Here is a 13,505-nt window from a genome sequence, read left to right on the forward strand (position 1 = left end):
CAACAAACACAACCTCACCTGGCATCAAAATTATGAGGGAAAAATGAAATTACTTATTCTGGGCAACCACACTTGCGGCAATCGCGGCGACAGCGCCATCCTGCGCGGCTTACTTGATGCCATCAACATCCTCAATCCATACGCAGAAGTGGACGTGATGAGTCGCTATCCGGTCAGTTCTTCCTGGCTGCTTAATCGCCCGGTAATGGGCGATCCGCTGTTCCTGCAAATGAAACAACACAACAGCGCAGCGGGCGTTGTCGGGCGCGTTAAAAAAGTCCTCCGTCGCCGCTATCAACACCAGGTACTGCTTTCCCGTGTGACCGACACCGGCAAGCTGCGTAATATCGCCATCGCCCAGGGATTCACCGACTTCGTGCGTCTGCTGTCAGGTTACGACGCCATTATCCAGGTTGGTGGATCGTTTTTTGTCGATCTCTACGGCGTGCCGCAGTTTGAACACGCGCTTTGCACGTTTATGGCGAAAAAGCCGTTGTTTATGATTGGTCACAGCGTCGGCCCGTTCCAGGATGAGCAATTTAACCAACTGGCGAACTACGTTTTCGGTCACTGCGACGCGCTGATCCTGCGCGAATCGGTCAGTCTTGATCTGATGAAACGCAGCAATATCACCACCGCAAAAGTCGAACATGGCGTCGACACTGCGTGGCTGGTCGATCATCACACTGGAGATTTCACCGCCAGCTATGCCGTTCAACACTGGCTGGACGTTGCCGCACAACAGAAAACCGTGGCAATTACCCTGCGCGAACTGGCACCGTTCGACAAACGCCTCGGCACCACACAACAAGCGTATGAAAAAGCCTTTGCCGGGGTGGTCAATCGCATTCTCGACGAAGGGTATCAGGTCATCGCGCTCTCAACCTGTACGGGTATCGACAGCTATAACAAAGACGACCGCATGGTAGCGCTCAACTTGCGTCAGCATATCAACGATCCTGCCCGTTACCACGTGGTGATGGATGAACTTAACGATATGGAAATGGGCAAAATTCTCGGAGCCTGTGAACTCACCGTCGGTACGCGTCTGCACTCCGCCATTATCTCCATGAACTTTGCCACTCCGGCAATTGCTATCAACTACGAACATAAATCCGCCGGGATTATGCAGCAACTGGGGCTGCCGGAGTTGGCGATTGATATCCGTCATTTATTAGACGGCAGCCTACAAGCGATGGTTGCGGATACCTTAGGCCAGCTTCCGGCGCTGAACGCACGAGTTAGCGAAGCCATCAACCGTGAGCGAAAGACGGGGATGCAGATGGTGCAATCCGTACTGGAACGCATTGGGGAGGTGAAATGAAGGTCGGCTTCTTTTTACTGAAATTTCCGCTGTCGTCGGAAACCTTCGTCCTCAACCAAATTACCGCGTTTATTGATATGGGCTTTGAGGTGGAGATTGTCGCGTTGCAAAAAGGGGACTTGCAAAATACCCATGCGGCGTGGACGAAATACAACCTTGCCGCCAGAACCCGCTGGTTGCAGGACGAACCTACGGGCAAAGTGGCGAAGCTGCGCCACCGCGCCAGCCAGACGTTACGCGGCATTCATCGTAAAAATACCTGGCAGGCGCTTAACATAAAACGCTATGGCGCCGAGTCGCGGAACCTGATTTTGTCTGCCATTTGCGGGCAGGTTACAACACCGTTTCGCGCCGATGTCTTTATCGCTCACTTTGGTCCGGCGGGGGTAACCGCTGCAAAATTGCGCGAACTTGGCGTAATAGGCGGCAAAATCGCCACTATCTTCCACGGCATCGATATCTCCAGCCGGGAAGTGCTCAACCACTACACACCCGAATATCAGCAATTGTTCCGCCGTGGCGACCTGATGTTACCGATAAGCGATCTGTGGGCCGGAAGGCTACAAAAGATGGGCTGTCCGAGGGAAAAAATCGCCGTATCGCGCATGGGCGTGGACACGACGCGCTTTAGCCCGCGTCCGGTTAAAGCGCCCGCAACACCGCTGGAGATTATTTCTGTCGCACGCTTAACCGAGAAGAAAGGGCTGCATGTGGCGATCGAAGCCTGCCGTCAGTTGAAAGAGCAGGGCGTGGCGTTTCGCTATCGCATTCTCGGCATCGGCCCGTGGGAACGACGCCTGCGCACACTCATCGAGCAATATCAACTGGAAGATGTGGTGGAGATGCCGGGTTTTAAACCGAGCCACGAAGTTAAGGCGATGCTCGACGACGCGGATGTCTTCCTGTTGCCATCGGTTACGGGAGCGGACGGCGATATGGAAGGGATACCCGTGGCGCTAATGGAAGCGATGGCGGTCGGCATTCCGGTGGTTTCTACTCTGCATAGCGGTATTCCGGAACTGGTGGAGGCCGATAAATCTGGCTGGCTGGTGCCTGAGAACGATGCTCGCGCACTGGCGCAACGTCTGGCGGCGTTTAGCCAACTGGACACCGACGAACTGGCTCCGGTGGTCAAACGCGCTCGCGAAAAAGTCGAACATGATTTTAACCAGCAGGTGATTAACCGAGAACTCGCCAGCTTGCTGCAGGCTTTATAGAGGAGAACGTATGCCATTGAAAAAACTCTCCCGACGCGCCTTTCTGACGGCAAGCTCTGCGCTTGCATTCCTCCATACTCCTTTCGCCCGCGCACTTTCTACGCGACAAAGCGTTAATATCAACGACTACAATCCGCACGACTGGATCGCCTCGTTCAAGCAGGCCTTCAGCGAAGGGCAAACGGTCGTCGTGCCTGCCGGATTCGTTTGCGACAATATCAACACTGGTATCTTCATTCCACCAGGCAAAACACTGCGAGTCCAGGGAAGTCTGCGCGGCAACGGCAGAGGGCGATTTGTCTTGCAGGACGGCAGCCAGGTGACAGGGGAGAAGGGCGGCAGTATGCATAACATCACCCTTGATGTGCGCGGTTCTGACTGCACCATTAAAGGGCTGGCGATGAGCGGCTTTGGCCCGGTAACGCAAATTTATATCGGCGGCAAAAACAAACGGGTCATGCGTAACCTGACTATTGATAACCTCACTGTCAGCCACGCTAACTACGCCATCTTACGCCAGGGATTTCATAACCAGATTATCGGTGCCAAAATCACTAACTGTAAGTTCAGCGATTTACAGGGCGACGCCATCGAATGGAACGTGGCAATCAATGATCGCGACATTTTGATATCAGACCACGTTATTGAGCGCATCAACTGTACTAATGGCAAAATCAACTGGGGTATCGGAATAGGGCTGGCAGGAAGTACTTATGATAATAACTACCCGGAAGACCAGGCGGTTAAAAACTTTGTCGTGGCGAATATCACGGGATCGGATTGTCGGCAATTGATTCATGTTGAGAACGGTAAACACTTCGTCATCCGTAATATCAAGGCTCATAATATTACGCCAGCTTTCAGCAAGAAAGCGGGTATTGATAACGCCACGGTAGCGATATATGGATGTGATAACTTTGTTATTGACAATATAGAAATGACCAATAGTGCCGGAATGTTAATCGGTTACGGAGTCATTAAAGGTAAGTATCTCTCAATACCACAAAACTTCAGACTGAATAATATTCATCTTGATAATACTCACCTTGCCTGGAAATTGCGCGGAATCCAAATTTCCGCAGGGAATGCTGTCTCATTCGTGGCGTTGACCAACATTGAAATGAAGCGTGCTTCGCTGGAGCTTCACAACAAGCCGCAGCATCTTTTTATGCGTAATATCAACGTAATGCAAGAATCCACCGCGGGCCCGGCATTGACCATGAATTTCGACCTGCGTAAGGACGTTCGTGGTGTCTTTATGGCAAAGAACGAGACGCTGCTGTCACTGATAAGTGTTCATGCGGTGAATGAAAATGGGCAAAGCTCCGTCGATATCGACAGGATTAATCACCATATCGTTAATGTGGAAAAGATAAACTTCACGTTACCGAAACGGGGGCGATAGATTTGCGACCATTCCTGGAAAAATGGCACCATACTTAAGAATAACTCTACTGCAATCCTGAGCAAAGCGGCGTAACATCGAAAGGAAATCAGCAATCAGTTCAGGGTAATTGATGCTGGCGAAAAAAAACGAACAAGCTATAATTCAGCAACCATTTTACAGGTGGATGAAATAATGACGAATTTAAAAGCAGTTATTCCTGTAGCGGGTCTTGGGATGCATATGTTGCCTGCAACTAAGGCGATTCCTAAAGAGATGCTACCGATCGTCGACAAGCCAATGATTCAGTACATTGTTGACGAGATTGTGGCTGCAGGGATCAAAGAAATCCTCCTGGTAACCCATGCGTCCAAGAACGCGGTCGAAAATCACTTCGATACCTCTTATGAATTAGAATCTCTCCTTGAACTGCGCGTGAAGCGCCAGCTGCTTGCGGAAGTACAATCTATCTGCCCGCCGGGTGTGACCATTATGAACGTGCGTCAGGGAGAACCTTTAGGTTTAGGCCACTCCATTTTGTGCGCCAGACCAGCCATTGGCGACAATCCGTTTGTCGTGGTGCTGCCGGATGTTGTTATCGACGACGCCAGTGCGGACCCGCTGCGTTACAACCTGGCCGCAATGATTGCGCGCTTTAACGAAACTGGCCGCAGCCAGGTTCTGGCAAAACGCATGCCGGGCGATCTCTCTGAATACTCCGTCATCCAGACTAAAGAACCGCTTGATCGCGAAGGCAAAGTCAGCCGCATTGTTGAATTTATCGAAAAACCGGATCAGCCGCAGACCCTGGACTCAGACATCATGGCAGTAGGTCGCTATGTGCTTTCCGCAGACATTTGGCCTGAACTGGAGCGTACTCAACCAGGGGCATGGGGACGTATTCAGTTGACGGATGCCATTGCTGAACTGGCGAAAAAACAAGCCGTCGATGCAATGCTGATGACAGGGGACAGCTACGACTGCGGCAAAAAAATGGGTTATATGCAGGCGTTTGTGAAGTACGGGCTGCGCAACCTGAAAGAAGGGGCGAAATTTCGCAAAGGCATTGAGAAGTTGTTAAGCGAGTAACAAATTCCCGACAGGAAGTATCGGTCAGTAAGTAATTAAAAACGGCAGTGAAGATTCGTAGCATAAGTTTTGCTCATTGAATCTTACTGCCGTTGTTGTTTTTATAAATACAATGAAAACAGTATGTTAGCATGCGATCATAGTTCAAATTTTTCCAGGATTTTCCTTGTTTCTACAGCTGTTTGGTAAGACAATTAGCGTTTGAATTTTTCGGATTTGGCACGAGTGGGTTACGCTCGTCACATCGTGGAAATGTACGCAGTGCTCTGGTAGCTGTTAAGCCAGGGGCGGTAGCGTGCATTAATACCCTATTAATCAAATCTCGAGCAGTCTATTTCACAGCATGCTCTATAGCTATATGGAATAAAAAAGTGAAGATACTTGTTACTGGTGGCGCAGGATTTATTGGTTCTGCTGTTGTTCGTCACATAATAAATAATACGCAAGATAGTGTTGTTAATGTCGATAAATTAACATACGCCGGAAACCTGGAATCGCTCGCTGAAATTTCTGGTTCTGAACGTTATTCATTTGAGCATGCAGATATCTGCGATGCCGTAGCTATGGCGCGTATTTTCGCACAGCACCAGCCAGACGCGGTGATGCACCTGGCAGCAGAGAGCCACGTTGACCGCTCAATAACTGGCCCTGCGGCATTTATTGAAACCAATATTGTGGGTACTTATGTTCTTTTAGAAGCGGCGCGCAATTATTGGTCTGGTCTGGATGATGAAAAGAAAAAAAGCTTCCGCTTTCATCATATTTCTACTGATGAAGTGTATGGCGATTTACCCCATCCGGATGAAGTAAATAATAACGAAGCGTTACCGCTATTTACGGAAACGACAGCTTACGCGCCAAGTAGCCCGTATTCTGCTTCTAAAGCGTCAAGCGATCATCTGGTTCGTGCATGGAAGCGGACTTATGGTTTACCGACAATTGTGACTAACTGCTCGAACAACTATGGTCCTTACCATTTCCCGGAAAAGCTTATTCCATTGGTTATTCTTAATGCATTGGAAGGTAAGGCATTACCTATTTATGGTAAAGGAGATCAGATCCGCGATTGGTTGTATGTAGAGGATCATGCTCGAGCGTTATATACCGTAGTTACTGAAGGTAAAGCGGGTGAAACCTATAACATTGGTGGACACAACGAAAAGAAAAACATCGATGTTGTACTGACTATTTGTGATTTGTTGGATGAGATAGTCCCGAAAGAGAAATCTTATCGTGAACAAATTACTTATGTTGCCGATCGCCCGGGACACGATCGCCGCTATGCGATTGATGCCGACAAAATTAGCCGCGAATTGGGCTGGAAACCGCAAGAAACATTTGAGAGCGGGATTCGTAAAACAGTGGAATGGTACCTGTCCAATACAAATTGGGTTGAGAATGTGAAAAGCGGTGCTTATCAGTCATGGATTGAACAAAACTATGAGGGCCGTCAGTAATGAATATCCTGCTTTTTGGCAAAACAGGGCAGGTGGGTTGGGAACTGCAGCGTGCTCTGGCACCGCTGGGTAATCTGATTGCTCTTGATGTTCACTCCACTGATTATTGTGGTGATTTTAGTAATCCCGAAGGTGTAGCTGAAACCGTAAGAAGTATTCGGCCTGATGTTATTGTCAACGCAGCCGCTCACACCGCAGTAGACAAAGCAGAATCAGAACCGGAGTTTGCTCAATTACTTAACGCGACAAGTGTCGAAGCGATTGCAAAAGCAGCGAATGAAGTCGGCGCCTGGGTTATACACTACTCCACCGATTATGTTTTCCCAGGCAGCGGTGACACGCCCTGGCTGGAAACAGATGCAACAGCACCTTTAAATGTTTATGGCGAAACAAAACTAGCTGGTGAAAAAGCGTTACAAGAACATTGCGCAAAGCATCTTATTTTCCGTACCAGTTGGGTATATGCAGGCAAAGGAAATAACTTCGCCAAAACGATGTTGCGTCTGGCAAAAGAGCGCGAAGAACTGGCTGTGATTAATGATCAATTTGGTGCGCCAACAGGTGCTGAATTACTGGCTGATTGCACCGCACATGCCATTCGCGTGGCACTGAATAAACCGGAAGTTGCAGGCTTGTACCATCTGGTTGCTGGTGGTACAACAACCTGGCACGATTATGCTGCTCTGGTATTTGAAGAAGCGCGCAAAGCAGGGATCAACCTTGCCCTTAACAAACTCAACGCCGTGCCAACAACGGCCTATCCCACACCAGCCCGTCGTCCCCATAACTCTCGCCTCAATACAGAAAAGTTTCAGCAGAACTTTGCGCTTGTCTTGCCTGACTGGCAGGTGGGCGTGAAACGTATGCTCAACGAATTATTTACGACTACGGCAATTTAACAAATTTTTGCATCTCGCTCATGATGCCAGGGCGGGATGAATTAAAAGGAATGGTGAAATGAAAACGCGTAAAGGTATTATTCTGGCTGGTGGTTCCGGCACTCGTCTTTATCCTGTGACTATGGCAGTGAGCAAACAACTGCTGCCGATTTATGATAAACCTATGATCTATTACCCGCTCTCAACACTGATGCTGGCGGGTATTCGCGATATTCTTATTATCAGTACGCCACAGGATACACCGCGTTTCCAGCAATTGTTGGGAGACGGGAGCCAGTGGGGGCTTAATCTACAGTATAAAGTACAACCGAGTCCGGATGGCCTGGCGCAAGCGTTTGTCATTGGTGAAGACTTTATTGGTGGTGATGATTGTGCACTGGTGCTTGGCGATAATATCTTCTATGGACACGACTTGCCGAAACTAATGGAAGATGCTGTTAACAAAGAAAGCGGTGCAACGGTATTTGCTTATCACGTTAATGATCCTGAACGCTATGGTGTGGTGGAGTTTGATAAAAACGGTACGGCAATAAGCCTGGAAGAAAAACCGCTGCAACCGAAAAGTAACTATGCAGTTACAGGGCTTTATTTCTATGACAATGATGTTGTGGAAATGGCGAAAAACCTTAAACCATCTGCCCGTGGCGAACTAGAAATTACCGATATTAACCGTATTTATATGGAACAAGGACGTTTATCTGTCGCTATGATGGGCCGTGGTTATGCATGGCTGGATACTGGTACACATCAAAGCCTTATTGAAGCAAGTAACTTCATTGCCACCATTGAAGAGCGTCAGGGGTTGAAAGTTTCCTGTCCGGAAGAAATTGCTTACCGTAAAGGGTTTATTGATGCTGAGCAGGTGAAAGTATTAGCCGAACCGCTGAAGAAAAATGCTTATGGCCAGTATCTGCTGAAAATGATTAAAGGTTATTAATAAAATGAACGTAATTAAAACTGAAATTCCTGATGTGCTGATTTTTGAACCAAAAGTTTTTGGTGATGAGCGTGGTTTCTTTATGGAAAGCTTTAATCAGAAAGTTTTCGAAGAGGCTGTAGGGCGTAAGGTTGAGTTTGTTCAGGATAACCATTCGAAGTCTAGTAAAGGTGTTTTACGCGGGCTGCATTATCAATTAGAACCTTATGCGCAAGGAAAACTGGTACGTTGCGTTGTAGGTGAGGTTTTTGATGTTGCGGTTGATATTCGTAAATCGTCACCTACCTTTGGCAAATGGGTTGGGGTGAATTTGTCAGCTGAGAATAAGCGTCAGTTGTGGATACCTGAAGGATTTGCGCATGGGTTTTTAGTACTGAGTGAAACGGCTGAGTTTTTGTATAAGACGACAAATTATTATCATCCTGAGGCCGAAGGCTCATTACGTTGGAATGATGATGATATTAATATTAATTGGCCATCATCATTCGATATCATTCTATCAAAGAAGGATGAAAATGCGCCGTACTTCAACAGAATAATCGGTAATGGAATTATATGAGTTTATTAAAAAACACCGGCTGGAATATTTTAGGCCTGGTTATTCCACTTATCATGGCGATCCCCGTTATGGGGATCTTAGCTCGGTTATTAGGTGTTGAACGTTTTGGTCTTTTCACTATAGCTTATGCTTTAATGGGATATGCAAGTGTTTTTGATGGTGGGATATCTCGTGCAGTTATTCGGTTTGTATCTATTTATAGAAATGACAATGAAAAAGTAAATGTTATTTTAGGTTCTTCTTTATATACAGTAACCGTTTTAAGTATCCTAATAGCAATATTAACTTATTTAGTATCGCCACACTTGGTTGTTTTTTTAAAAGTGTCACAGGATATTCGACATGAAGTTGTAATAGCTCTCCAATTACTGGGGGCATGTGTGCCTGCATTGCTACTTACACAAGTATGGCGAGCATATCTTGAAGGCGTCGAAAATTTTTCTTCTTTGAACATTCAACAAGTTCTAACAAGTCCTTTCATAATATTATTACCATTAATTACAACATGGTTTTCACAAACGCTTATTTCAGCAGTCTTAGGGTTGATTCTGGGCCGTTGGATTGTTGCGTTTATTAGTTGGAAACTTTGTTCGCGCCATCTTAAAAATTTCAAAAGAATATTTAGTCAAAAAGTTTTGATGGAGCTTATTAGCTTTGGTGGCTGGGTAACTCTGAGTAATATTATAGGCCCTTTAATGGGGTTTATTGACCGTTTTGCTGTCTCACATTTCGCTGGCGCTAATATTGTTGCTTACTATTCAGGGCCGTCTGATATGGTATCTCGACTTACTTTATTTCCGGGCGCTGTAGCTAGAGCTCTATTTCCAAAACTAAGTTTTGAAACTAAAGAAGAGAGCAAAATTACTTATTTTCGATCTTTAATTCTCGTTTTTTGTTTATCTATTGTTTTAGCGTTACCGTTCTTCTTATTTTCAAGCGATATATTAGGTATATGGTTAGGTAATGAGTATAGAGGAGATGCAGCGGTAGTATTCCGCATATTGTTAATTGGGTTTATTTTCAATTCAGTAGCACAAATATGTTTTGCTAGAATTCAGTCTGCTGGATTTGCTAAATGGACTGGTATTGTACATATTATAGAATTTATACCATACTTAGTTCTTTTGTATTTACTGACCGTCAAATATTCTTTTTTTGGAGCGGCGTTTGCCTTTTCATTGAGATCATTATTAGATTTTATAATTCTATTCCTGGTTGAAAGGATCGGTATCTATAACATGGATAGGATATAATATGAATGTCGTTCAAGCAATGGTTATAATATACCTTTGTTACCTAATTATATGTTTCTACTTTAAGCTTGAAATAACACATCCAGCAGTTGTACATACGATAATTTGGCTTATAAGTGCAAGCTTAATTCTTGTTTTTGCTGAAGAAAAATACTTGCCGAATAACTATTATATAGTTATAGCAAATTCAATGTTTTTTATTTTTTCTTTTATCGGTGGAATTAGTCTTTTTAATAAAAATAAAGTTTCTAAGTTAAATATTGATAAAGAATCTTATGTAAAAGCACTACCATTTTGTTTAATAATATTATTTTATTTGATTATACTAATAACCTATAATTTGAATGTATTATCAAACATATCAGCGTTCCGAGATTATCTGGTTGCTGACGATGGGGCTAATTATGGTTTACTAGGGCGTATCGCAATGTTATCGCTCTTCTCTTCTTGTTTTTTGCTTTTGAGAAGTCGAAGACTTTTCTTAATTAGTACCGTTTTGTGCATTCCTATAATTATTATACTAAGTGCAAAAACTTTGGTTTTATTGTATTTAATAACGATACTAATTTTAACTCCAAACAGGCTAAAAATATCAAAGCTACTAATCTTTGTTAGCTTATTTATTATTTTCTTTATTGGGATAATGAGACTTCGATACCCAGAAGCATCTTTTGATTTAATTTTATATTACCTATATAATTATATTTCAGGTGGTTTTTTGGCTTTTTCCCAATTGCCAGATTCATATAATCAAGTTTTTGGTTTTTATTCTTTCAGAAACGTTTACCTTTGGTTAAATGTGCTCTATCCAGTGGAGATCGCCAACATTCTTCAAGAATGGGTAAATGTCCCATTTCCTGTCAATGTATATACGTATCTTCGCCCTTACTATATGGATTTTGGTTATTTTTCATTATTATTCCCAATTATCTTTGGTTTTTTTTCGGGAAGAATATATGTGCAAAAGTATAGGAAAAAACGCATTTATTATATTGTATACCCGATAACTTTTTATGCAATAGCAATGCAGTTATTTGATGATCAATATCTTACATGGTTATCAAACTGGTTATTGCTTATAATTACTGGCTATGTAATGACTTGGGAGGGGGGATGTCGAAAATAGCAGTTTTGATAGTAACGTATAATCCGGTTATAAGTATATTGGATGATCTAATAGGAAAGATAAAAAAAGCAAAATACAATTTAGATATATTTCTCGTTGATAATGCTAGTGAAAATTCAAACATATTAAAAGCTAAATATAAGGACGAATCCAATATATTATACCTTGATGAAAATATGGGATTGGCTGGGGCACAAAATGCAGGTCTGAAAAAAATATTAAGAACAGACTGCGAAGCAGTCCTTTTTTTTGATCAAGATACTTCTCCCACAGATGCATTTTTTACTAATTTGATAGAGTCTATGTCGAAGTTGGCCCTACAGGGAGAAAAAATTGGTGCTATTGGACCTGTTTTTTACGACACAAGGACAGGAACCAAATATCCATTTATCCTCTTAAAAGGAATGCGAGCTAAGAAGGTTTTTCCAACAGATAATGTGCCACTCAAAGTTTCATTCTTGATAAACTCAGGTATGCTAGTACCAGTAAGCACATTAAAAGATGTTGGGCTAATGAAGGAGGAATTATTCATTGACTATGTCGATATTGAATGGTGTCTCCGAGCTGCAAGTAAAAAGTTTAACTTTTACGCAATTCCTGGTGCAACAATGAGTCATGCCATAGGTGATGAGCGTAAATCAGTTTTGGGTAGAGAAATTAGCATTCACAGTCCTTTGAGACGTTATTATTTAGCAAGAAATTCTATTTATATGCTTCGTTTACCATACGTCCCTCTGGGGTATAAAATAAGAGAGATTTTGTTTTCAGTGTTGAGAACAATGATATTTATATCAACTGTCAATAATAAGAAAACTTATATTGATTTTATTCTAAAAGGTTGGTCGGATGGCATTAAAAGAAATTATGGGAAGTATGTTGGAACAAGATAGATATGATTTTTTGAAATAATTAAGCATGGACAAAATTAACCCATCCAATGGAGAACCAAGTGATTAGTTCGATTACAGTTACATACAACCCAGATATTGAGTGCCTCAGGCAGCAGCTTTTATCAGTATGTAAGCAGGTTGATTTATGTGTAATTGTTGATAATGGCTCAAATAATATTATCGAGATTAAAAATTTAAATCATGAGTTTGATTTTTATCTTATTCAATTTAATGAGAATTATGGTCTCGCATATGCACAAAATAGAGGCATAGAATATGCTATGTCTTTGGGTACACAATATTTATTGTTGTTAGACCAAGATAGTATCTTGAAAGATAAATTTTCTGAGAATATGAAGTACATATATACAAAGTATAATGTTGGCATTTTAGGTCCTTCATTTTATGATCCTCAAAATAATAAAGTTTATTTTGGAACTTGTTATAAAGGACCTTTTATTAGTCGTAAACCTATCGGTGAGGTTACCGACGTGACTTTTGTCATTGCATCGGGCTCCTTTTTTTCATCAGATGTTTTTAAAAAAATTGGAGGAATGAAATCTGAACTTTTTGTAGATTATATTGATGTTGAATGGTCTCTTAGAGCAAAAAATATGGGATACAGAGTGTGCATGACTAATAGGGCTTTAATGGCTCATACAATTGGTGATTCGAGAATTACGATTCTTGGTCGGACAATATCGGTGCATAGCCCCTTAAGACGTTATTATTTGGTTAGAAATAGTTTTTATATGTTAAGGTTGCACTATGTGCCTATGGGATATAAAATTCGCGAAATTTTCTTTAATTTTTTACGTTCTATAATTTCTTTGGCAATAAGTGATAATAAAGTTAATGTGTTAACGAAAATAGGTCAAGGAATATATGATGGCATTCGTGGGAGATATGGTAATTATAAAAATAATAGATGATATTCATTTATTTGCTGTGCCATAATCAACACAAAGAAAAAGTAGTGTCTAAAGTATATTTAATACTAATAATTCACTTTTTGCTATCGGGGCTTAAATCTATACTCATTAGCCAAAACTCATCTTGAATATATAAAGGGAAAGGTTTTTATTTAACTATTAGATGCTCACAAACTTATATGTTAATATATTGTATTGTGTTAAATGTTGGGGCAAGTAGCAGTGTGTGAAAATAATGTTTTGATATATACCAGACAACCCTGGTCGATTGTGTTTTTGTAATGTGCCATTGAAAATTTGGTAATGAAAATTATATTATTTGTTTTTTTGGCGCAAATGTGTAGATAAGTTTGTTTAGAGCGCAGGGAAAGATCACGTAACGCTGCTTTTTTGTACTAAATGATTCGCATTTTATGTTCAATAATTGAGATATTCCTT

At 42.5% G+C, this 13,505-nt stretch carries 12 protein-coding genes; all 12 read left to right on the forward strand.

The window, feature by feature from the left end; genetic code table 11:
- Nucleotides 1–43 precede the first annotated feature (43 nt).
- The 12 genes from wcaK to H9644_RS19975 all read left to right on the forward strand — a co-directional run bounded on the left by wcaK (nucleotide 44) and on the right by H9644_RS19975 (nucleotide 13,067).
- Nucleotides 44–1,324, forward strand: a complete 1,281-nt coding sequence (wcaK, locus tag H9644_RS19920; RefSeq protein WP_191776236.1) for a colanic acid biosynthesis pyruvyl transferase WcaK — start codon at nucleotides 44–46, stop codon at nucleotides 1,322–1,324.
- Nucleotides 1,321–2,541: a colanic acid biosynthesis glycosyltransferase WcaL gene (gene wcaL, locus H9644_RS19925; protein ID WP_064529438.1), complete on the forward strand. Its 1,221-nt coding sequence runs from the start codon at nucleotides 1,321–1,323 to the stop codon at nucleotides 2,539–2,541. Before wcaK ends, wcaL begins: the two co-directional genes overlap by 4 nt.
- Before the next feature lie 10 nt (nucleotides 2,542–2,551).
- Nucleotides 2,552–3,946 (forward strand): colanic acid biosynthesis protein WcaM, encoded by a 1,395-nt coding sequence (gene wcaM, locus H9644_RS19930; RefSeq protein WP_191776239.1) that lies wholly within the window; start codon nucleotides 2,552–2,554, stop codon nucleotides 3,944–3,946.
- Between the two features lie 174 nt (nucleotides 3,947–4,120).
- Nucleotides 4,121–5,014, forward strand: a complete 894-nt coding sequence (gene galF / locus H9644_RS19935) for a UTP--glucose-1-phosphate uridylyltransferase GalF (RefSeq protein ID WP_016248888.1) — start codon at nucleotides 4,121–4,123, stop codon at nucleotides 5,012–5,014.
- Nucleotides 5,015–5,385: 371 nt separating this feature from the next.
- Nucleotides 5,386–6,471 (forward strand): dTDP-glucose 4,6-dehydratase, encoded by a 1,086-nt coding sequence (gene rfbB, locus H9644_RS19940; protein ID WP_191776242.1) that lies wholly within the window; start codon nucleotides 5,386–5,388, stop codon nucleotides 6,469–6,471.
- Entirely contained in the window at nucleotides 6,471–7,370 is a 900-nt protein-coding gene (rfbD, locus tag H9644_RS19945; RefSeq protein ID WP_191776245.1) for a dTDP-4-dehydrorhamnose reductase, read from the forward strand. Before rfbB ends, rfbD begins: the two co-directional genes overlap by 1 nt.
- 58 nt (nucleotides 7,371–7,428) lie before the next feature.
- Nucleotides 7,429–8,307, forward strand: a complete 879-nt coding sequence (gene rfbA / locus H9644_RS19950) for a glucose-1-phosphate thymidylyltransferase RfbA (protein ID WP_064529434.1) — start codon at nucleotides 7,429–7,431, stop codon at nucleotides 8,305–8,307.
- A 4-nt stretch (nucleotides 8,308–8,311) separates the two neighbouring features.
- Entirely contained in the window at nucleotides 8,312–8,866 is a 555-nt protein-coding gene (gene rfbC / locus H9644_RS19955) for a dTDP-4-dehydrorhamnose 3,5-epimerase (protein WP_064529433.1), read from the forward strand.
- Nucleotides 8,863–10,119 (forward strand): O19 family O-antigen flippase, encoded by a 1,257-nt coding sequence (wzx, locus tag H9644_RS19960; RefSeq protein WP_105289026.1) that lies wholly within the window; start codon nucleotides 8,863–8,865, stop codon nucleotides 10,117–10,119. The genes rfbC and wzx overlap by 4 nt, the downstream gene beginning before the upstream one ends.
- 1 nt (nucleotide 10,120) lies before the next feature.
- Entirely contained in the window at nucleotides 10,121–11,245 is a 1,125-nt protein-coding gene (locus H9644_RS19965) for an O-antigen polymerase (RefSeq protein WP_105289027.1), read from the forward strand.
- Entirely contained in the window at nucleotides 11,233–12,135 is a 903-nt protein-coding gene (locus H9644_RS19970; RefSeq protein WP_064529430.1) for a rhamnosyltransferase, read from the forward strand. The genes H9644_RS19965 and H9644_RS19970 overlap by 13 nt, the downstream gene beginning before the upstream one ends.
- A 59-nt stretch (nucleotides 12,136–12,194) precedes the next feature.
- Entirely contained in the window at nucleotides 12,195–13,067 is an 873-nt protein-coding gene (locus H9644_RS19975) for a glycosyltransferase family 2 protein (RefSeq protein ID WP_077883530.1), read from the forward strand.
- Nucleotides 13,068–13,505: the final 438 nt, after the last annotated feature.

This window comes from Escherichia whittamii, from assembly GCF_014836715.1.
Lineage (GTDB): Bacteria > Pseudomonadota > Gammaproteobacteria > Enterobacterales > Enterobacteriaceae > Escherichia > Escherichia whittamii.

What these genes read in the sequence shown, in the direction of transcription:
- wcaK (WP_191776236.1), top strand. Translation starts at nt 44, where the DNA reads ATGAAATTACTTATTCTGGGCAACCACACTTGCGGCAATCGCGGCGAC.
- wcaL (WP_064529438.1), top strand. Translation starts at nt 1,321, where the DNA reads ATGAAGGTCGGCTTCTTTTTACTGAAATTTCCGCTGTCGTCGGAAACC.
- wcaM (WP_191776239.1), top strand. Translation starts at nt 2,552, where the DNA reads ATGCCATTGAAAAAACTCTCCCGACGCGCCTTTCTGACGGCAAGCTCT.
- galF (WP_016248888.1), top strand. Translation starts at nt 4,121, where the DNA reads ATGACGAATTTAAAAGCAGTTATTCCTGTAGCGGGTCTTGGGATGCAT.
- rfbD (WP_191776245.1), top strand. Translation starts at nt 6,471, where the DNA reads ATGAATATCCTGCTTTTTGGCAAAACAGGGCAGGTGGGTTGGGAACTG.
- rfbA (WP_064529434.1), top strand. Translation starts at nt 7,429, where the DNA reads ATGAAAACGCGTAAAGGTATTATTCTGGCTGGTGGTTCCGGCACTCGT.
- rfbC (WP_064529433.1), top strand. Translation starts at nt 8,312, where the DNA reads ATGAACGTAATTAAAACTGAAATTCCTGATGTGCTGATTTTTGAACCA.
- wzx (WP_105289026.1), top strand. Translation starts at nt 8,863, where the DNA reads ATGAGTTTATTAAAAAACACCGGCTGGAATATTTTAGGCCTGGTTATT.
- H9644_RS19965 (WP_105289027.1), top strand. Translation starts at nt 10,121, where the DNA reads ATGAATGTCGTTCAAGCAATGGTTATAATATACCTTTGTTACCTAATT.
- H9644_RS19970 (WP_064529430.1), top strand. Translation starts at nt 11,233, where the DNA reads ATGTCGAAAATAGCAGTTTTGATAGTAACGTATAATCCGGTTATAAGT.